The organism is Microcoleus sp. CZ3-B2 (genome assembly GCF_036705055.1).
Classification (GTDB): Bacteria; Cyanobacteriota; Cyanobacteriia; order Cyanobacteriales; family Microcoleaceae; genus Microcoleus.
The window spans coordinates 140,845-160,309 of the sequence record NZ_JAUBTN010000002.1; the positions used below are offsets into that span (position 1 = coordinate 140,845).

The 19,465-nt window shown below is 45.7% G+C and carries 17 protein-coding genes; 7 read left to right on the top strand and 10 right to left on the bottom strand.

The features are described from left to right. Nucleotides 1-7: 7 nt before the first annotated feature. A complete protein-coding gene (locus tag QUA97_RS01700) occupies nucleotides 8-676 on the top strand; it encodes a hypothetical protein (protein WP_194068073.1) in 669 nt (222 codons plus the stop codon). A 153-nt stretch (nucleotides 677-829) separates the two neighbouring features. Here QUA97_RS01700 and QUA97_RS01705 read toward each other — a convergent pair whose 3' ends face one another. From QUA97_RS01705 to QUA97_RS01735, 7 genes are all read right to left on the bottom strand, one after another. Further along, entirely contained in the window at nucleotides 830-1,810 is a 981-nt protein-coding gene (locus tag QUA97_RS01705; RefSeq protein WP_333192476.1) for a glycosyltransferase family 2 protein, read from the bottom strand. A 281-nt stretch (nucleotides 1,811-2,091) separates the two neighbouring features. Beyond that, nucleotides 2,092-3,306, bottom strand: coding sequence for a response regulator (locus QUA97_RS01710; protein ID WP_228050060.1), 1,215 nt, complete (start codon nucleotides 3,304-3,306; stop codon nucleotides 2,092-2,094). A gap of 491 nt (nucleotides 3,307-3,797) precedes the next feature. Beyond that, nucleotides 3,798-4,028, bottom strand: a complete 231-nt coding sequence (gene yidD, locus QUA97_RS01715) for a membrane protein insertion efficiency factor YidD (protein ID WP_194068076.1) — start codon at nucleotides 4,026-4,028, stop codon at nucleotides 3,798-3,800. 22 nt (nucleotides 4,029-4,050) lie between these two features. Continuing rightward, nucleotides 4,051-4,767: an NAD(P)-binding domain-containing protein gene (locus QUA97_RS01720; RefSeq protein WP_442922473.1), complete on the bottom strand. Its 717-nt coding sequence runs from the start codon at nucleotides 4,765-4,767 to the stop codon at nucleotides 4,051-4,053. Then, nucleotides 4,698-5,639: a tRNA pseudouridine(55) synthase TruB gene (gene truB, locus QUA97_RS01725; protein ID WP_333192484.1), complete on the bottom strand. Its 942-nt coding sequence runs from the start codon at nucleotides 5,637-5,639 to the stop codon at nucleotides 4,698-4,700. The genes QUA97_RS01720 and truB overlap by 70 nt, the downstream gene beginning before the upstream one ends. A gap of 712 nt (nucleotides 5,640-6,351) precedes the next feature. Continuing rightward, nucleotides 6,352-7,089 carry a calcium-binding protein gene (locus tag QUA97_RS01730; protein WP_194068079.1) on the bottom strand — a complete coding sequence of 246 codons (738 nt, stop codon included), beginning with the start codon at nucleotides 7,087-7,089 and terminating at the stop codon, nucleotides 6,352-6,354. Between the two features lie 64 nt (nucleotides 7,090-7,153). Then, nucleotides 7,154-7,324 carry an allophanate hydrolase-related protein gene (locus tag QUA97_RS01735; RefSeq protein WP_228050061.1) on the bottom strand — a complete coding sequence of 57 codons (171 nt, stop codon included), beginning with the start codon at nucleotides 7,322-7,324 and terminating at the stop codon, nucleotides 7,154-7,156. Between the two features lie 303 nt (nucleotides 7,325-7,627). Here QUA97_RS01735 and QUA97_RS01740 point away from each other — a divergent pair, with 303 nt between their 5' ends. Together QUA97_RS01740 and QUA97_RS01745 are read left to right on the top strand one after the other, a co-directional pair. Continuing rightward, the gene (locus QUA97_RS01740; protein ID WP_333192489.1) at nucleotides 7,628-8,521 is read left to right on the top strand and encodes a hypothetical protein; all 894 of its coding nucleotides are present in this window, start codon (nucleotides 7,628-7,630) and stop codon (nucleotides 8,519-8,521) included. Nucleotides 8,522-8,858: 337 nt separating this feature from the next. Next, complete coding sequence (locus tag QUA97_RS01745) at nucleotides 8,859-9,746, top strand: pentapeptide repeat-containing protein (RefSeq protein WP_333192492.1); 888 nt, start codon at nucleotides 8,859-8,861, stop codon at nucleotides 9,744-9,746. Between the two features lie 170 nt (nucleotides 9,747-9,916). On the opposite strand, the gene QUA97_RS01750 is transcribed toward QUA97_RS01745, so the two are convergent. The 3 genes from QUA97_RS01750 to QUA97_RS01760 all read right to left on the bottom strand — a co-directional run bounded on the left by QUA97_RS01750 (nucleotide 9,917) and on the right by QUA97_RS01760 (nucleotide 13,354). After that, nucleotides 9,917-10,147: a Uma2 family endonuclease gene (locus QUA97_RS01750; RefSeq protein WP_333192495.1), complete on the bottom strand. Its 231-nt coding sequence runs from the start codon at nucleotides 10,145-10,147 to the stop codon at nucleotides 9,917-9,919. A gap of 183 nt (nucleotides 10,148-10,330) precedes the next feature. Continuing rightward, nucleotides 10,331-11,413 carry a photosystem II q(b) protein gene (gene psbA, locus QUA97_RS01755; protein WP_333192498.1) on the bottom strand — a complete coding sequence of 361 codons (1,083 nt, stop codon included), beginning with the start codon at nucleotides 11,411-11,413 and terminating at the stop codon, nucleotides 10,331-10,333. A gap of 183 nt (nucleotides 11,414-11,596) precedes the next feature. After that, nucleotides 11,597-13,354, bottom strand: a complete 1,758-nt coding sequence (locus tag QUA97_RS01760; RefSeq protein ID WP_228050415.1) for an alpha/beta hydrolase — start codon at nucleotides 13,352-13,354, stop codon at nucleotides 11,597-11,599. Nucleotides 13,355-13,747: 393 nt separating this feature from the next. On the opposite strand from QUA97_RS01760, the gene QUA97_RS01765 reads away from it, so the two are divergent. The 4 genes from QUA97_RS01765 to QUA97_RS01780 all read left to right on the top strand — a co-directional run bounded on the left by QUA97_RS01765 (nucleotide 13,748) and on the right by QUA97_RS01780 (nucleotide 19,208). Next, nucleotides 13,748-14,734: an Npun_R2479 family HD domain-containing metalloprotein gene (locus tag QUA97_RS01765; protein ID WP_194071212.1), complete on the top strand. Its 987-nt coding sequence runs from the start codon at nucleotides 13,748-13,750 to the stop codon at nucleotides 14,732-14,734. Nucleotides 14,735-15,026: 292 nt separating this feature from the next. After that, the gene (locus QUA97_RS01770) at nucleotides 15,027-16,094 is read left to right on the top strand and encodes a vWA domain-containing protein (protein ID WP_228050414.1); all 1,068 of its coding nucleotides are present in this window, start codon (nucleotides 15,027-15,029) and stop codon (nucleotides 16,092-16,094) included. Nucleotides 16,095-16,215: 121 nt separating this feature from the next. Further along, the gene (gene ligA, locus QUA97_RS01775; protein ID WP_333192506.1) at nucleotides 16,216-18,402 is read left to right on the top strand and encodes an NAD-dependent DNA ligase LigA; all 2,187 of its coding nucleotides are present in this window, start codon (nucleotides 16,216-16,218) and stop codon (nucleotides 18,400-18,402) included. A 383-nt stretch (nucleotides 18,403-18,785) separates the two neighbouring features. Beyond that, nucleotides 18,786-19,208 (top strand): hypothetical protein, encoded by a 423-nt coding sequence (locus tag QUA97_RS01780; protein WP_194071221.1) that lies wholly within the window; start codon nucleotides 18,786-18,788, stop codon nucleotides 19,206-19,208. The last annotated feature ends 257 nt before the right edge of the window (nucleotides 19,209-19,465 follow it).

A 19,465-nucleotide genomic window follows, 5' to 3' on the forward strand; every position in this document is an offset into this window, starting at 1 on the left:
TTTAACAATGTTGAACAGGAACGAAATAATTGGTCAATTTGCCTATATTGTTGCGAGTTGTGCCTATGCTTTAGTGTTTTTTGTGCTTCTTCCCTTCACACAGTATGATACGCCACCGGTTTGGATTGTGGCAATGGCGATCGTCCTGATTGTAGCAATGAATTGGCTGCTGTCTTCATCGTTGCTAGCTGGGTGGAGTTGGGTGGCTGCATTATTTGCTTGTCAGCTCGTACTGATATTTTTTGGTATCGTGTTTCTGGGAGATGGGCTGGTACTGCCAAGTTGTTTGTTTTTCGGAACTATGGTACTAGGAGTTGCGAGCGTTTATACCAATTTCTTGCCACAAAAAACTCTGCTAATGGTGGGTTTGTTGACGGTATTTTTTATGGCTTCAATGTACTTATCTGTGATTGGCGGCTATGTGCTCAAAGGCAAAAATCCGTTTCATGGTTCTTCTACCCAGATGCAGCCGCTGTTGAATCAAAAAGTAGAAATTATCACCGACAATCCCAAACAATTGTATTTGAATGGCAGAACTGGGGAACTCACGCATATTAACCGTTATGAGGTGACAGTGAAGCTAGATGATGAGACATTCATATGGCCTTATGTCTATGTTTGGTGGCAGGATATCCAGGCTGCTAACGAACAGAAACCTTCAACAGTTGAGAGTTGAAGCAAATATGGGTTCTTAGTCTTTAACAACGCTGAAAAACTTGGTTTCACCCGCCCTGGTGTGTCATATCAATTCCGGTAACACTCATACATGATGTTAACTGTTAACAGTGAATTTACTATTCCGATTGTTGACAGACCATTTAAATCCCAATTAGATCGCGAGCATTGTCCACTGCATTAACTGCTGCCACTCAGGAGATTGAGCTAATAAATCCGCATCGAATTCATTCCCCGCATCCCGCGAAAATTCGGCAAAACAGTCCGCCCAATTAATTACTGTTTCTACAGGCAAATAAGGCGTATAATTCCAAGAACGCTGCAAAAATTCTACCATTTCAACAGAATGCCCGGTGCGGTACAAATACCAAGCAATCCAAACTAAGGTACTGTACTTGATTTGCTTTTCCAACAAACGTATTTTATCGGGCAATTCGGGGCGGGCAAAAAAATTGTCCGTGACGGCGGCGAGGGATTTAGCCTGCGGTAAACCTTTGTACATGGCGCTTTGTTCGTGCTGGCGGTAGCAAACAGTTATTTGCTGCAGCCAATCTGCTTCGCATCCCATTAAGGCTAAACGCAGCACTAAATCTGTATCTTCTGCTGGGGGAAATCGAGGGTCAAATCCGCCGGCGCGCTCTAACCAATGGCGGCGAAATACCATCGCGCTAGGTAATACTGGTTTCCACCGCAGCCACATTTCTAAGTCTAATTTAGGGACGTTTTGCCAGGGTTTTACATCTTTTATGGGTTCGCCTATACTGTTGACTTGACGCCAGCCACTGTGGACTATTCCTAGATTTGGTTGCGCTGCAAATACAGCCATTTGTGCTGCTATTTTGTGGGGTAAAAAGTAGTCATCTGCATCGAGAAAGGCGATGAATTCTCCTCGGGCTAGCTCAATACCGCGATTTCTGGCGATGGAAACTCCTTGATTTTGTTGGTGAATGTAACGAATTCGATCGCCATATTGCTCCAAAATTAATCTGGTGTCGTCTCGGGAACCGTCGTCTACTACAATAATTTCCCAGTCTGTATAGGTTTGGTGCAGCACGCTATCTACGGCTTGGCAGATGTAAGCTGCACAGTTGTAAGCCGGAATTACCACGCTTACCTGCGGGGTTCGATCGCTCATAGTTAAAATATTAAGTTTGATGGATTATAGCAATTCGAGCGAAAAATCAGGTATTGATTCCTCAATCCCTCAATCCCTCAATCTCTGATGATGTTAACCGCAGATTTCAAGGGTACAAACACTGATGGACGCAGATACATTCAATCTTGTTTGCGATTGAGTGCAACTCAAGTCTCATGACTGTCACGGTTGAGAGCTTGCTTGCGGCCTAAATGCTTGTAGAGTGCGCCCGAGGCTGATCCGCGCGATCGGCAGCGATACTTTTTAAGCAGAATTTTGGTTCAAGAATTTGCTAAGGTAAGTTGGTGCGAATTGAGTAAATCGTGGTGGCGCGTGGCTAAAGGGCTGCGATCGCCTTTTGCCTTCAAATACTTATCAGCTATTTGCAAAACCTGTTCTGGACTCGCCGGCTTGCTCAAAAAATCGGAAGCACCTGTTAATTTTGCTCGCGTGCGGTCAATTATACTGGCTTGACCTGTCAAAAACACGATCGGAGTTTCGCGAAAAGCCGGTGTTTTTCGCAAAAAATTGCACAAAGCAAAGCCGCTTGTATTCGGCATCACTAAGTCCATAAAAATTAAATCAGGCTTGTGTTTGGCAATGATGCCCACCCCCTGCATCGGGTCTTGAATTTTTAGGACTCGATACCCTGCCGGCAATAAAATTTGCTCTAAAAATTCGCAGACTGTGGGACTGTCATCGATACAAGCAATCAAAGGGCGACCGGGGCGGGCGATCGCTGCGGCAAGGCGCCACTGTTCTATCGGCGATGGCAAATCTGGTACTGTGCGGAAATTTACTAAACCTTGCTTGATGTAATTAACTAAAGCGCGAGTTGCCACTGTGACGCACTGTTTTTTCTTAAATGCAATATCCCAAAGAGTATTTTCGCCGTTAAAGACGTTAGCCAAAGCCATCAAAGAATTAGAACTAAATCGATTTTTCTGCAATTCGGCGGACGCTTTTAAAAGCGGTGCTTGTTCTGGATCTACCAGCCACAGACCCATTGCTTTCCACTGCTGCCAAATTTGTTCTGTAGAACACAAAATTTGCTCTACTTCCGTTACGGACAGCATCAAAGTAGAGATAACTTTAGAAAAATATTTTGAAGAGGGACGCCACTCCCGGCGCAAACCCGATTGACCGATCAGAGCAAAGAACACTTCGGAAATGCTGCTGCGGACGATCGCCTTAGCTTGTTCCAGACTCATTTCGCTGTCTGCTATCCCTCGTTGAAGCAGTTGATATTCCCAAAGTTCCCCAGCATCAAGGTCTCTAAGATCGACTTGAAAGTTGCGACAGTGTTGCCCGATCGCCCTGTACCAGCGCCTCGCCCTGTGCGATCCTCCTGTGGCATAAACCAAACAACCCTGAAAAAAGTAAAGTTGCCACTGTTGTTCCCCTTGTTCTAACAGGAGTTTCCCAGTTGCTTGTTTTTGGCCGAGCACGGCCATAGTATGGGACAACATTTTGTATCCGATTGCGGTAGCAGACATATCAACTCGCATCCCCTGTACTCTGTTTGTACCATTATATAGCTGCTGAGTTGTGAACAATAACAGTAATATTACTGAATTTTATTCATTTAAAAAAACTTGGTGCTGCGAATTTAACCGCATCATATCATGTCAGATCGATGACCATAACCAAAACGAATATGTGCCTAGAAGAGTACGCAACCGATCGAGCGTACTCTTGTCGGCACCGATCCAATTTTGTTGTTATCAATACACCATACCCAGGATCGGGTCGGGGTATCAATCCCCTAGAATAATGCAACTCCTTTGCCCTGGTTGGAAACCCTTAATTCATCAGCCATTTTCAATTGTTCAATTTCAAACTTGGAGGGCGACTTGTCCGAGGAGCTTAGTCGAAGGAAGTCAAAGTATTTCAAATGGTATGATTCCCCTCGGGAGTGTTAGCCATGAGGGTGCAAAGCCTCTCGATCGCACTAATTAATAGCTAAAATTATGCTGACAACTAAAAATTAATTTTCCTCGTTATCTTTGGGAGGTACTGGATCGCAACCCCCAGGATGAAAAGGATGACAGCGCAAAATCCGCTTAACGGCCATTGAACAGCCGCGGAGTGTCCCAAATCTTTCTATGGCTTCGATCGCGTATTGCGAACAAGTGGGCTGAAACCTACAGGCGTTAGGCAAGTAAGGAGAAATCACCATTTTGTAGGATCGAATTAATCCGATCGGCAATGCTTTCACAATTTTTACCTCAGCGCTGGATTCAGGTAATCGCAAAATCTTGTCCCATACCGCTGAAAGCTAGGTTAATCAACAACATCCCCAGCGGTTTCCGCAATCGAGCTTGCTTGAGTTCCCCGACATCTACAACTTCAAATCCGATGTTTTGCGCGAGATTAGTGACAATTTTCTTGGCATCTATATTGTCTCCGCAAATAAAAGCGGTTGCTGTTTGCGAACAGAAGTGCAAATTTTTTAAACAGCTTGCGCCAATGTTGTTAAAAGCTTTCACAACTTGCGATCCGATCGCCCATTCGGCAATTTCTTCTGCCGCCGAAGTTGTGTGTCCGATTGTCAGTCCCGCAGCAAGTCCAGCGGGTGTCAGCTCCATCGGATTTGTAGCGTTAATAACAATTTTGCCAGTCAAATCTCCCGCAGCGGCGATCGCCTCTTGCGTGCCATTCCAAGGCATTGCTAAGATCAAAAATTGACCGTGACTGGCAGATTCTACAAGGCTAGCGGCTCGTGCATTTCCTCTTGTAGAAGCTACAGCAGACTGTACTTTTGCGCTCTGCGGATCTCTGACACCAAATACAATCGAGTGACCTTTTTGACTGAAAATTCGTCCCAGAGTTCCGCCAACATTTCCCGCGCCAATTATACCTATTTTCATTTTTACCTCTTGGATAACTAAAGCACAATTTGAGGAGACAATATGGTACTTGTTTCTGAGGAAGCTACTTGACCGATACCTAAGAATTTACCATTTGTATCGTAAACTTGCAAGGGATAGGGAGGTTGGGGTATTAAGTTTAAGTTTGCGGGGGAATTGTTCGGTGTTTCCTGCGGTGTTATTGTTTCGGGAATGGGGAGGCGCTGTCCTTGAAACCAGCGTTTGGTATATTCAGGAGAAAGGACGATCGCACCTAGGTGTCCCAAAACCACCGAGGGCAAAATCGGGCTGAATGTATTCTCCTGTATTTGCTGTTCCAATTCTGCAAAAGTGAGACTTTGGTCGATCGAGAAACCGCTGCTTTCGGTACGAGTCAAACAAGCCAAAGTACCGCCTGAATTCAACAGTGCGCCCAAGTCCCGCGCGATCGCCCGAATGTAAGTACCGGGCCCGCAGGCGATCGACAAATCCAACTCAGGAAAATCCCCCGGCCGCCAATCCAAGATTTCCAGCCGAAAAACCTCAACATTTCTAGCAGCAACTTCCAGAGTTTCACCTTTTCTAGCTAACTCGTAAAGGCGTTTTCCTCCCACCTGAACCGCACTAAAATTCGGCGGAAACTGTTCAATTTTCCCCAAAAAATTCGGCAGTGCAGCTTGGACTTTTTCTAAACTCAAATCCGGCACAGGTTGAGAATGGATGATTTCTCCTTCTAAATCGTCTGTAGCGGTAGTTAAACCAAACCGAATCGTACCTCGGTAAGCTTTATGGTGTTGGAGAAATTGCAGCAGTCTGGTTGCTTTACCCAGGGCGATCGGCAAAACGCCAGTCACTGCAGGATCGAGGGTTCCTCCGTGTCCGACTCGCTTGAGTTGCAATATTCGGCGCACTCGCCCCACGCAGTCGTGAGATGTCATGCCCGCAGGTTTGTTAAGATTGAGAAAACCGTCTGTAGTCATTTGTCAGTTGGCAGTTGTTAGTTGGCAGTTGTCAGTTGGCAGTTATTAGTTGGCAGTTGTTAGTTGTTAGTTGTTGGTTGTTAGTTGTTAGTTGGCAGTTGTCATATCGTTTCCGCTTGCATCGTCAGGTGATTTAACCTTATTAGTACGCAGAGTACACAGAGTCCGAGAATATATATCTGAATCATTCCGATGCAAGCGGATTTAATATCAGTTGTTAGTTGGCAGTTGTCAGTTGTTAGTTATTTTAGCCTGAGCGAAGTCGAAGGAGAATCGCTATCAATTATTAGCATTTTATGCGGGCTGGTTTAGCTAATAATACATGATAAAAATGACTAAAAAAATAAGAATTGCCCTTATTTATTGGTCAAAAATCAAAAGGTATTAGCCTTTTTTAGGGGCAATATCCGCTAATAACATATGATACAAATAACTAGAAAAAAGGCAAAATTTGCCCTCTAATTCATCATTCACCATTCACCATTCATCAGTCATCCGTCATCGGTCAGAAGGAAGTTCGGCAACGGATTTTTAACCAATTTAAGGGATAGATGGAAGAAGGTAGAAGGAAGTTGAAAACTTTTGAGATGTCTTGGTTACTGACAACGCACAAGCCTTGCCTGAGTTGAAAACTTCAACATTAAAAACTTCAGACTCAAAAGTACCCGCAAGCTCAATTCCCAATTACCGATTCCCGATTATCGATTCCCAATTAAAAAATAAAGTCCGCCCTAGGGATAGAAGTAACTCCCAATACAGTAGCCAGAATTTCCTTGCTGCTTGTAATTTGAATAATTGTACTCGTCGAAGTTCCAGATCCAGCGAAAATATTGAGTTCGCCAAAGGTGAGGCCGGCACTCAAGCGAATTTTATCAGTACCAACAGTAAAATCGGTAATCACATCGCCATCTGCAAAACGCCCGATCGCAAAAGTATCATTTCCAGCGCCACCAGTTAAAGTATCTCTGCCGCGATCGCCCGACAAACAATCATCCCCAATACCGCCAAACAGCGAGTCGTCACCATTACCCCCAAACAGGGTATCATCGCCCGCGCCGCCCAACAAAGTATCGCTATCTTGGTTGCCAAATAGCAAATCATTGCCCTCGTCGCCGCTTGCCGAGTCAGCACCTTTGCCGCCGTAGACAGTATCGTCGCCCGCGTTGCCGAAAACGCTGTCGCGGGCTGAACCGCCAAACAGCAAATCATTGCCCGCGTCGCCTGTAATTGAGTCGTCGCCGTCGCCGCCGTAGAGGGAATCGTTTCCCGCCAAGCCAAAAATGCTGTCAGCCCCGCCCAAACCGAATATCAAGTCAGCGCCCCCAGTACCGCTGAGGGAGTCGGGGCCGCTGGTACCATTCTTAGCCTTAACTGACCCTCCGGGGCTGGTACCACCGCTGGAGGGGGTTGGAGTTGTGATGATGATAATGTTAGGTACTGCTGATGGCATGATTTGGCACAGTGGTAGAAATTTGCCATTCTAACTTAGCTTAAAAGCCGGAGTTATCAGCTCCTCAACCGCCGAAATGAGAAATATCGATCGCACCTGCGACAGCATAAGATTCGCACAAAAAGCCCTGCACGGTGGAGCCGTCCTCCAACATTAGCGTACCGATTCCCAGCGGCCGCTTAATTTGAGCGACAAATCGGCCCAAAGTTGCGATCGACAATTCCAAAATTTCCACGTTGGTAAAAGCAGCGGGAACCCCCCGCGATCCTGCGGTATCGGTATCCAGAGTATTTTGGGTGCGATCGGTCTTCTTTTGTTATTGGAGAGGGGATGGGGCGATCGCTATTTAATTATTAACAGATTAGGGTGCATCACCTGCGACAGATAGTTTGGGCAAAAAATGCCAAAGTGACGCACCTTAGTGCTATGGCTAAATTGAAATGTCAGCCATAATTATTCCTCCCAAAGTATGATATACTTAATGTATCAAAAATTCCTTAAATACTACGATAGATATAGTGTTTTAAAAGTAATATTCATGTTAAAAAAATTAAAAATCATTACTCTTTCAACTTTCCTGGCGTTAGGAACAGCTACGCTAGGTTCTACTGCACCTCTCCCTAGTCCTAATAATCAAGGGGATTATACGGGAAGATATTATCATACCTATTGGGAAGTAGTAGACCCAGACCCAAATGGGTTAAATTGTCGCATGAATTCTTCTTTTGAAGAATTTATGCGTGTTGACAACCGCACTCCATTTGATGTTTTTAATTGGTCTGTAGTTGGTGTTTTAAAACAGGGACAGCGTTTTGAAAGCTTTCCTGGAAATGCTGGTGTTACTTTCCTGGATACCAGGGGTTTACCTTGGGTTTTTGTAGGGAAAAACTACACTGCTGGTGCAGCGCAAGGTTGTTTTATTCGCGCTAATAGTCAATTTGTTAAACCAGTACAGATGTCACAGACTCGCGTACAACCCCAAACGAATCAACCGCTAGCAAGTTCCACAGCACTGCCGATGGAGCTTGGTTTTGACGAAGGATTTGGCTCGATTGTAGTACCAGAAAGCGATACCACAGCATCGGCCTATGGAGGACGCTTAAGGCGATATGATGTTCACATTGCCAAAATGTTTGAAGTCACTCACTTTATGTGTCAATCTGGGAATGTAACACCCGGTATTACTTGGAATTACGAGGCTGGTGGTGGCAGGATTAATATGGGAAGTTTTGAAATAACCTGCCGACTTGCTAATCAAATAGCTAGTGCCTATGGTTTAGGTAAGTCGGAACCTACGAATGTTACTTTTTCGGCTGGTGAAATCGGTCGCCCCTCTGTCAGCAGTTTCAACGTTCCCATCCTAGATATTACAGGTAATAAAGTACCACGCTGGGTGAGTTTTGTGCAGGGATTTCAGCCAGTGAGGAGGTAGGGCGATCGATCGCCATAGAAGGAGGTGTTAGAGGCAAGTATGTTGAACAATGCCGTGCCAGGACAAACTTAGTGCTTTTAGATGCAGATGTTGCCCAAGCTTTTCCCAATAATTGAGCAGTGAATGAGGCATTGAGGATGTTAATTCAGATTGCACAGCGCCAGCAATTAAATACTGTGGTAGAGTAAACGGAATAAAAATGATTGGTGAGGTGCGATCGCAATTCGCACAATTGCGAGTAATTAGCTAGTAATTTTGATTGTCAAGTATAATAGAGTCCATGTATCCGACAATCTGTCTTAATTTATGTCAAACCATCTGTGGCAATAAAAATATCATGCTACCTAAAATTACAATTGCTCAAAAGTTGACGACCAAGTTTTTAATTGTCATATTTTTATGTTTTGGAATCCTCTTGATGCACTCTGAACCAGTCAGAGCAGAAGGAAGTCTATCTAATGTCAGCAAAAAAACAGATTGCTTTTTAGTTCTAGGAGGAAGCTGTGACAAAGAAGCGACAACCAATACATTCTCCTCTGAAACCGAGATTAAACCAGGCGCTAACCTGAGTGGAAAAAACCTACAAGGTGTTAATCTGCATAATGCTGATTTGAGAAGATCGGATTTGAGTGGCGCAAATTTAACTGGAGTAGACTTGAATGGTGCTGAGTTAAGTGAGGTTAAAATCAGCAGAATCAAAAACCCGGGCAACTTAGATTTTCAGGGATTTGATTGGAGTAAAATTAGGTTAAGCAAGGAAGATTCTCTCAAGATATTTACAGCCAACTTAAGCAAGCAAGATTTAGTCAATTTCATCAAAGCTGACCCTAATGGCTTGGATTTCAGCGGATTGGACTGGAAGAAAGTTAAGTTAAGTCCTAAAGATGTAGTGAGTTTGGTTAGCTTGAAGCTAAATCAGCAGGATTTAATTAACTTAATCAAAAGCGATTCTAATCAGCTAAATCTTAGTAAGGAAGAATTACTAGGGTTAGTCCAGCTAAACTTAAATAACAGCAGTTTATGGCGAGGTTCTAAGCTAAGTAGTCAAGACCTACTAAATTTACTACCAAACAGTTTGAGTGGAGTAGACTTAAGCGGGGTTGACTTACAAAAAGCAAACTTTACTGGTAGCAACCTACAGCAAGCTAACCTGAGTGGTGCAGACTTGAGAAAAGCAAATCTTAACGGTGCAAAAATGCCTGATGGTACTCTCTATCGACGTTAGTTTTGCTTAGTAGAGTGCGTCACCTGCTATAATCGCTCTGTTTCATCAAGAATTAATCGGCGTTGCTGAATTGGGAGATGAAATCTGTACGGGGGATCTTGGCCCCGTGGTTGCCCCCACCGCCGACGGGGTAAGTACGGGGGCTTAACCCCTACAAACCCATCATACTTTCATTCAGCAACGCCAGTTTTTTTAGGTTCCTCATGGGCTTCACAAAAAGGAGTCGTAATTTCTAAACACCCGTCCAAATAAGTTAAACGCGCCCCAGTTTCAGCCAAATCTGCATCCAACTTTTCCAGAGTCTCCCATGTCACATTTGACAGAAAGGCTGCACTTGTACCCAATCCTGCTTTAGAAATTGCGACAACCATCTGACTTACCTTTCGCGATCGCTCTTTCATAATATACGACTTCCAAAACTTGGAGTTTATCGTCATATTCTATTCTTTAGTCCGCGCACCATCCGGACTTCGTTTGTGTAGAAGCGGTTTCAACCGCCGAGTTTTATTGATAAAAATCTTTTTTCCCCAAACAAAAAGCGCCCCTATTTCTAGGAGCGCTTTTTGTTAATCTCAGACTAAAACTTAGCCGTTGATAGAAGGAGCAACCATTGCTACGGGAGTAGTTTCAGCAGCAGCCAAGTCAAGCGGGAAGTTGTGAGCGTTGCGCTCGTGCATTACTTCCATACCCAAGTTAGCGCGGTTGATCACATCAGCCCAGGTATTGATACCACGACCTTGAGAGTCGATAATCGATTGGTTGAAGTTGAAACCGTTCAAGTTGAAAGCCATCGTGGAGATACCCAAAGCGGTAAACCAGATGCCTACTACTGGCCATGCACCTAACAAGAAGTGCAAGGAACGGCTGTTGTTGAAGGAAGCGTATTGGAAAATCAAACGACCGAAGTAGCCGTGGGCTGCAACGATGTTGTAGGTTTCTTCTTCTTGACCGAATTTGTAACCGTAGTTTTGCGACTCGGTTTCAGTTGTTTCGCGAACCAAAGAAGAGGTAACTAAGGAACCGTGCATTGCGGAGAACAAGCTACCACCGAATACACCAGCTACTCCCAACATATGGAAGGGGTGCATCAGGATGTTGTGCTCAGCTTGGAACACTAGCATGAAGTTGAATGTACCGGAGATACCCAAGGGCATACCGTCTGAGAATGAACCTTGTCCGATTGGGTAGATCAAGAATACTGCGGTGGCTGCTGCAACTGGTGCAGAGTAAGCTACGCAGATCCAAGGACGCATACCTAAGCGGTAGGACAGTTCCCATTCACGACCCATGTAGCAGAAAATGCCGATGAGGAAGTGAAATACTACCAATTGGTAGGGGCCGCCGTTGTACAACCACTCATCAAGAGAAGCTGCTTCCCAGATTGGGTAGAAGTGAAGACCGATCGCGTTAGACGAAGGAACAACTGCACCTGTGATGATGTTGTTACCGAACATCAAGGAACCTGCTACTGGTTCGCGGATGCCGTCAATGTCTACGGGAGGGGCTGCGATGAATGCAGTGATGTAGCAAATTGTGGCTGTCAGTAGTGTAGGAATCATCAAGACGCCGAACCAACCTACATAGAGGCGGTTGTCGGTCGATGTGACCCAGTTGCAAAACTGATCCCACAAGTTAGCGCTTTCGCGCTGCTGTAAGGTGGCTGTCATGTGTTTATGATTGCGTTATTTGGTTGTCAATGTTCGGATGATGTCTCTATTATTAACGATGCCGTGAAGGTTTGTAAAGGCCTGTAGCGACAGTTAAACTGATGAAGGTGATAAGGAAAGCTGATGAACCCTGCTGCCAGGGGGAAAACACATCACGCGGCGGTCTTCGGCACATCCTACCTTTTAACGCGGAACTGGTGGCAGCGGAGGTTGAGAAGGCACAGGAGGTGGCTCGATCGGCAGTGGAGGCGCAGCATTGCGAGCTGGTGGCGCACTGCTGAACTGCTGGAGTTGCTCTGGGGTGAGCGATCGCAAAATTCTCAGTCCGAGAGTGTCTCGCGAGATGCTTAGAGCGTAGTTCGGCTGTAAATAGGGGCGGAAATTTGATTTGTTGTTCAAATAGGTTTCCATGAAGGCTACGCTGAGTCCGTTGACGTAGCGGCGGGCTAAAGCAGGTTCGGGGCCGATGACATCTGGTGGTGGCAGAAAGACGCTTTGAGGGGAATCCTCGATCGTTGAGAAGTGAGTCCCGTTGTTCATCAGTACCAAATATTTGTTGGGCGATGTCAGCCAAGTGAAGGGTTGAATTTGTTCGAGCAAAGCTGGGGCGACTGTATCGGCGCTGCCTGCGACTACCATGATTGGGATTTTTATTTGGCTGAGGTTTGTTTCTCCGAGAATGCTGCTGGCGATCGGGTTGATGGCGATCGCAGCTTTGATGCGCGGATCGCTGAAATTGTACTGGTTGCGAGCTAGGCTGCGGGCGCGGCACTGCAACAGCAGGGAGAGGTTCCAAGTTTCGTTTTCTCGCTGGCAGTCTTTGTCTAGCTGGGCAAAGTTAATCCCCGCTCCGGCTAATGTTAAAGCTGTATAGCCACCGAAAGACTGGCCGATGATGCCGACTCGCTCCAAGTCGAGCTGCCCTCGGTAGGCAGGATTGGTAGTCGAAAGTTTGGTTAAATAATCGAGCAAATCTTTGATGTCGAGGGGGCGGTTGACAAATTCTGCTGGTTCTGTTACTTCGTTGGTTTTGCCTGTTACTAGGTTTTGGATTTGTTGGGCGTTGCTGCCTGGATGTTCGGGAACGGCGACGGCAAAGCCATAGGAGGCTAGCTGTTTGGCTAAATACTCGAAGGAAGTGCGATCGGAACCTAAGCCGTGAGAAATTACTACTACAGGGGCCGGTTGCGGGCTGCGCTGCGGCAGGTAAATGTCCATATCAAAGGTGCGATTGCGACTTGGACTCGTTATAGTTACCGATGATTTTTGCCAAGTATAGGGGCCCGGTAGCTGGGGCTGTAGGATTTCTGCGGGCGGTATCGCGGGCTCAGAGGCTGCTGCTGCTTCCGACAACTCGATGACTCCGGCGATCGCCCGATTGGAACGGTTGATCAGCGATGTCAGTTTGTCGGCGATACCCAAGGCCCGCGCAACGTCAATCCTGATACCGTAAGTAGGAAATTTTTGCAGCACGTTGAGAATTGTCAGGCCTTCTGGATCGGCGGCTGCTAAAATCAGGGCCGCTCGGATGGCATAAAATCCGGGCTGCCGAGCTTTGGTTTGAACTACTCGACCCAAGCGTTCCAGCAGCACTTCTCCTTGAGGCGTGTAGAGGAATTGGGCGATCGTCACGGGGCTGATTTCCGCTTTCGCTTGCAGGGCGCTGCGAATCTGAGCTAGCTGAGATTTTTTGGCGTACTGAGCAAAGCCGTCCAAGTTCGAGTCTATTTTGCCTTCTTTGGCGAATAGTGCCAAAGATTCGATCGGAACTGATTCTTCTAGCGGCCCGTAAGTTACGTAGATTCGCTCGGCCCCGAAAGCTGGTGCAGCGGTGCAAACAGCAGTGAATGCAAACAATCCTAGGTATTTTGGGGCGATCGACCGCCGAGTGCGAAGGGCAGCAGTAGAGAGACTCGGAAACAGACAGTTCATAACTTTCATACCTAGCACATTCTAATTAATTAGTCGGTGAAACGGTCTAAATTGTTTCGCCAATATTTAATGCCCAAAAATCTATCAGTTGCTTCGGAAATTAGGTTATCGTGGGAAGCATAGTCTGAGAGTAATTTTATGACCTGAAAACATTCTTCGGAAATTTTTAATTCAACGCGCCCGGGGTCAGTCGATTTGAGATTTTAAATTTCCTGGACAGAGGAATCGCCAAAGCAGGAACAAAAGTCTAAAATTTAGGGCACAGAACAACAAAATTCGGGGGCTTCTATCCATCTTTGGGCGAGGGGTCAAACCTACGGTTATGCCCATTGATTATTTTTTCAGCTATCCAACATATTTGCGATCGAGTTTGTAACTAGAGTCTGAATGAGAAAATTTATCATGTTCAATGCAACTGCTATCCTGATTGACGCTTTTGTGCAAGAGCTGCAGGCCGGCTACCGCCGCACCTACGGCAAGTACAAGCCTGACTATCCAGAAATTATCGCCTGGGCGGGGACGATGGCTCTGGAAAATATCGCTAACTGCGATGCTTTGTACCACAATGTGGAACACACAATGCTCGTGGCATTGGTGGGGCAAGAAATTCTGCGGGGCAAGCATATTCGCGAAGGGGGAGTGTCGCCGGAAGATTGGCTGCACTACCTGATCTCGCTGCTGTGCCACGATATCGGCTACGTGAAAGGTGTTTGCCGCCAAGACCAAGAAGCTGTCGGACTCTACGCTACGGGTATTGACGGGGGAATGGTTTCTGTACCGGTCGGCGCTACTTCTGCCAGTTTAACTCCTTATCATGTCGATCGAGGAAAACTCGTAATTGACGAACGCTTCGGCGGCCACACCTTAATTGATGCTGAACAAATCAAGCGCAATATTGAATTGACCCGCTTCCCAGTTCCTGCTAGCGAAACTCATCAAGACAGAAACAATTATTCTGGACTAGCCAGGGCCGCCGATTTGATCGGTCAGTTGAGCGACCCCAATTACCTGCGAAAAATCAGTGCGCTGTTCTACGAATTTGAAGAAGTCGGCACTAATAAAATCTTGGGCTACAAGTCTCCGGGAGATTTGCGACAAAATTACGCCAAGTTTTATTGGAACGGAGTTTTTCCCTACATTCCAGCAGCTTTGAACTACTTGGAATTAACCCAGGGTGGCAAACAAATCATTGCCAACCTCTACGCTAACGTGTTTCAAGTAGAACATGCTGAACCGCTCGCTTTCAACAAAACAAATGCTCAAGAATTAATTAAATCCCGTGCTAATGCTAATAGCAACTTGAACGGCGAACACAATAACGATCGCCTTCAACTTTCCACCTCCGGGGATAACAAGAAATTTAGCGAGTTTGCCGATCTAAATTTGTGAGAGATTGATCGACATAATTCAGCAGCTATAAACGCCAGTTATAATTACAACAAATGGTAAATTTAGAGCTGCTGATTTTTTATTGAGTTATAATATAACTAAGGAATGACAATTAAATAACTGTTACTTACTTGTTTGCTCGTTTGCTCGTTACCAGGCTCTACCTGGTAATGCAGATCCAGAGGCTCTGCCTCTCTTTACCCCGCCACTTTTGAAGAGAGAAAAGTGTAACAAATGTTTAAAAGATTAAAGTCTTGTTCCTAAGAAATCCTTGTTGTTTAGAGAGAGTTAAATGATGGCAACCAACAACATAGAAGTCGTTTTTAGCTTTGATACAACTGGCAGTATGTATCCTTGCTTGACGCAAGTTCGCCGGAAAATTAAAGAGACGGTGACAAGACTGCTTGATGAAATCCCTGGCATTCGGATTGGCATTATTGCTCACGGGGACTATTGCGATGCTGGCAGCACTTACGTGACTAAACACCTCGATTTGTCGGGCGATGCCGACAAGATTTGCAATTTTGTGCAAAATGTAGAACCAACTGGCGGTGGCGATGCTCCAGAATGTTATGAATTAGTCTTGCACGAAGCTCAATCACTTTCTTGGACTCCAACTAATTCCAAAACATTGGTACTCATTGGCGATGACATCCCGCACGCACCCGCTCAAACTCCTCAAAAACTTAACTGGCGTCAGGAAGTAGATAAGTTAGCACAGATGGGAATTGCTGTGTACGGCATCCAAGCTCTCAACCGCAATCATGCTACTTTATTCTACAAAGAACTAGCCGAAAAGTCTGGCGGTTTTCACCTCAATCTCGACCAATTTTCCTACATCACAGATTTATTTTTAGCAGTTTGTTACCAACAGTCATCTAACGAACAACTACAAGCTTACGAGCAAGAAGTTGTCAGTGAAGGTCGCATGAGTCGCGGATTAAACAAGATGTTTGATACCATGCTGAAGCGGGAAGGCGCTGCTGTTTATGAATCAGCCGAATTGCGAGCCGTAAAACCGGGGAGATTTCAGATTCTAGAAGTAGATAACGAGATTTCAATTAAAGCTTTTGTGCTGGAGAATGGTTTGGCTTTTAAAACCGGGCGCGGGTTTTATGAGTTTACTAAAACAGAAACTATCCAAGGTAAGAAAGAAATTGTGCTGATGGAGCGTTCGACAGGGGATTTGTTTGAAGGAGAAGCGGCGCGAGAAATGTTGGGTTTGCCAAGGGGCGAGACTGTGCGCCTCAAACCTAGCAATCTAGAAAAGTATGCGGTTTTTGTGCAAAGTACCTCGGCGAATCGCAAGCTGATGGGGGGGACTCGTTTCCTTTATGAAGTTGAAGATTGGGATCGTTAAGCGATTTTAAATGTTCAAATTACCGCCGCAGATTGAGGCATAAAATGCTAACATTTTTATTGTGTTTGTGATATTTTGTTCTAGACATCTGCGGTTAAAAAATATACACTTTTAAGTTAATATGCAACCAGACATTCAGCAGCGAGTTAAACAGTTGAGGGAGCAGCTACAGCAAGCTAGTTATGCTTATTATGTTCTCGATGCGCCGATTATGGCTGATGAGGTGTACGATCGCCTTTATCGACAGTTACAAGAGTTAGAATCAGATTATCCTGAATTAATTACTGCCGAAAGTCCGACTCAGCGCGTGGGAGAAAAGCCGGCTACTCAATTTTTTAGCGTCAAGCACAATATTCCTCTCTACAGTTTGGAAAATGCTTTTAATTTTGAGGAATTTGCTAAATGGCAGGAACGCTGGCAGCGAATTGCACCCCCCCTAACTCCCCCTTATCAACGGGGGGGACAAGATGGAATTACGCCTCGTCAGGATGGGATTTCACCCCCCCTAACCCCCCCTTGTGAAGGGGGGGGACAAGATGGAATTACGCCTATTCTTAGCAAGGAAGAAAACAAAGAAATTACTCCCCCCCGAAGCTTGGGGGGGTTGGGGGGGGTTTCCTATGTTTGCGAATTAAAAATTGACGGTTCTGCTTTAGCATTAACCTATGAAAATGGAATTTTAGTTCGCGGTGCGACGCGGGGAGATGGGATTGCGGGAGAGGATATTACTCAAAATGTCAAGACTATTCGCTCGATTCCTTTAAAACTCAATTTAGATAATCCGCCGCCTGTGGTGGAAGTGCGGGGAGAGGCTTTTTTGTCTTTGGCTGTGTTTGAGGAAATTAATCGGGAACGGGAAAAAGCGGGGGAACAATTGTTTGCTAATCCTCGGAATGCGGCGGCGGGTACGCTGCGACAGTTGGATTCTAAAATTGTGGATAAGCGCAGGTTGGATTTCTTTGCTTATACTCTGTATTTAGATGAGGGTAATGAGGGTGACACGCAGTGGGATTCGTTGGAATTATTGCGAAAAATGGGGTTTAAGGTGAATCCCAATCGCAAAGTTTGCTATGCTTTGGATGAGGTGCGGGAGTATTACGAATATTGGGATACTGAGCGGGGAAATTTGCCTTACATGACCGATGGGGTTGTTGTTAAGATGAATTCGGTTTTGCTGCAAAAACAATTGGGTTTTACTCAGAGGTTTCCGCGTTGGGCGATCGCCCTGAAGTATCCGGCCGCCGAAGTCCCTACAATGGTAGAAGGAGTCACCGTACAAGTAGGGAGAACCGGAGCTCTGACACCTGTAGCGGAACTCAAACCGGTGCAGTTGGCTGGAACCACGGTTTCGCGCGCTTCTCTCCACAATAGCGATCGACTTTCCGAGCTAAATCTCCATATTGGCGATACTGTGATTGTCAGAAAAGCTGGGGAAATTATACCAGAAGTTGTGCGAGTTTTGCCGGAACTTCGTCCCCAAAATGCTCAACTTTTTCAAATGCCTAGTTGCTGTCCCGAATGCGCGCAGCCTGTGGTTCGGGAAAAGGGGGAGGCCGTTACTCGGTGCATCAATACATCTTGTCCGGCAATTTTGAGGGGTTCGCTGATTCATTTTTGCAGCCGGGATGCTCTGGATATTAACGGTGTTGGGGAAAAGTTGGTGCAGCAGATGGTTGATAGCAATCTGCTCAATTCTGCTGCGGATTTGTACGATTTGACTGCGGAAAGATTGATGGGTTTGGAACGCATGGGTAAGAAGTTGGCCCAAAAGTTGGTAAGTGCGATCGCCCAATCGAAAAATCAACCTTATTCGCGGGTACTTTACGGCTTGGGAATCCGCCACGTTGGTAGTGTCAACGCGCAATTGCTGACAGAAAGGTTTGCAAATGTGGAAGAGTTAGCCGCAGTATCGGCCGCTGCGATTGAGGGCGTGTACGGCATCGGGCCGGAGATTGCACAATCGGTTTCTCAGTGGTTTCGAGTTCCGGCAAATCAAAGTTTAATCGCACGGTTAAAAACTGCGGGATTGCAATTGCACTCAGAAGTAAAAAGTCAGAATTTAGCCGACATAAATTTACAGTTTGCTGGCAAAATATTTGTATTGACTGGAACTTTGCCGACTCTGAAACGAGATGAAGCCAAAGATTTGATTGTCAAAGCTGGAGGAAAAGTCACAGGTTCGGTTAGTGCTAAAACTGATTATGTGGTTGTGGGTGAAGATGCGGGTTCTAAATTAGAGAAAGCTCAATCTTTGGGGGTAAAACTACTTTCGGAATCTGAGTTATTAGAACTGCTATCGAAACCATAAATGATTGGTGAAAGTCAATATATCTCTGTTTGCTCTTTCTCTGCGGCCTCTGCGGCCTCTGCGGTTCGCAAAAAAAGCTGATTCATTTCAGCCGTTTTCAAAGAACATCGGCAACAATTCTATTTCCCTAGGTGCAAAATAGCCGATCCTCTTCGTTGGCGCAGCCCCCGTAGGGGCGGGCTCCGCTAACGCGAATTGTGCAATACCTCAAAAGGCATAGAAATCGCGCTCGCGATCGATACAATATACATACTTCTACGGCGCTACTGCTTTTTGAGGTTGCCAGTACAGACGAGTTTTGCTAAAATCTGAGAGAATTTGCAAGAGTGCGCCATCGCCTCCGGCAATTCCCAGCCAATCGCAAAAATCAGAGGAGCTACGTGATGTCGGAAATCCCAGAACAAACACAAACCAATTTGCCGCCTCCAGAAATAAGTTCCGAAACCCCTATTTCTGTGACGGAAAACTTAAAAAGTAGCTTGGGAAATATCCTGAGCAGTTGGAAGATTAAAGCAGGATTAGCAGTGGCGGTACTGTTTGGAGTGTTCCTATTTTGGTTTTACTGGCAGCACATGATTGCAGTCGCAGGTATGAAGAGTTGGGCGAGTCGATCGGGCGCTAAGGCGATCGAATGTATGGTAAGAGATACTAATAACGACCAGTATGTAAGTTGCAGCGCTCTCCTCGACCAGCAAATTGTCCCTCTCGAATGCAGTTCTAGTTTGTTAAACATCGGTTGTCGCGTCAATTACGGAACCGCAGCGCCTAACGTGAAACAGGGAGGGCCAAGAGGTTCTGCTTCTTGATAATTTTTAACTCGCTTGGTAATCGGAAAAATATGATTCTGATGGCAAGAATAAATGGTGCGTCAGAATGAGATGAGGAGTGATTGAAAATCACCTTTCCTGACGCATCCTACCCTTGACTTCTTCCATATTCCTTATTCCTTATTTTCACCCTAAGCAAAGCCGAAGGGTACTCTTCCATCTTCCATCTTCCATCTTCCATCTTCCATCTTCCATCTTCCATCTTCCATCTTCCATCTTCCATCTTCCATCTTCCA

Bases quoted from the DNA above. Each gene is read 5' to 3' on its own strand.
- QUA97_RS01700 (WP_194068073.1), top strand. From the start codon at position 8: ATGTTGAACAGGAACGAAATAATTGGTCAATTTGCCTATATTGTTGCG.
- QUA97_RS01705 (WP_333192476.1), bottom strand. From the start codon at position 1,810: ATGAGCGATCGAACCCCGCAGGTAAGCGTGGTAATTCCGGCTTACAAC.
- QUA97_RS01710 (WP_228050060.1), bottom strand. From the start codon at position 3,306: ATGTCTGCTACCGCAATCGGATACAAAATGTTGTCCCATACTATGGCC.
- truB (WP_333192484.1), bottom strand. From the start codon at position 5,639: ATGACTACAGACGGTTTTCTCAATCTTAACAAACCTGCGGGCATGACA.
- QUA97_RS01730 (WP_194068079.1), bottom strand. From the start codon at position 7,089: ATGCCATCAGCAGTACCTAACATTATCATCATCACAACTCCAACCCCC.
- QUA97_RS01740 (WP_333192489.1), top strand. From the start codon at position 7,628: ATGTTAAAAAAATTAAAAATCATTACTCTTTCAACTTTCCTGGCGTTA.
- QUA97_RS01745 (WP_333192492.1), top strand. From the start codon at position 8,859: ATGCTACCTAAAATTACAATTGCTCAAAAGTTGACGACCAAGTTTTTA.
- QUA97_RS01750 (WP_333192495.1), bottom strand. From the start codon at position 10,147: ATGAAAGAGCGATCGCGAAAGGTAAGTCAGATGGTTGTCGCAATTTCT.
- psbA (WP_333192498.1), bottom strand. From the start codon at position 11,413: ATGACAGCCACCTTACAGCAGCGCGAAAGCGCTAACTTGTGGGATCAG.
- QUA97_RS01760 (WP_228050415.1), bottom strand. From the start codon at position 13,354: ATGAAAGTTATGAACTGTCTGTTTCCGAGTCTCTCTACTGCTGCCCTT.
- QUA97_RS01765 (WP_194071212.1), top strand. From the start codon at position 13,748: ATGTTCAATGCAACTGCTATCCTGATTGACGCTTTTGTGCAAGAGCTG.
- QUA97_RS01770 (WP_228050414.1), top strand. From the start codon at position 15,027: ATGATGGCAACCAACAACATAGAAGTCGTTTTTAGCTTTGATACAACT.
- ligA (WP_333192506.1), top strand. From the start codon at position 16,216: ATGCAACCAGACATTCAGCAGCGAGTTAAACAGTTGAGGGAGCAGCTA.
- QUA97_RS01780 (WP_194071221.1), top strand. From the start codon at position 18,786: ATGTCGGAAATCCCAGAACAAACACAAACCAATTTGCCGCCTCCAGAA.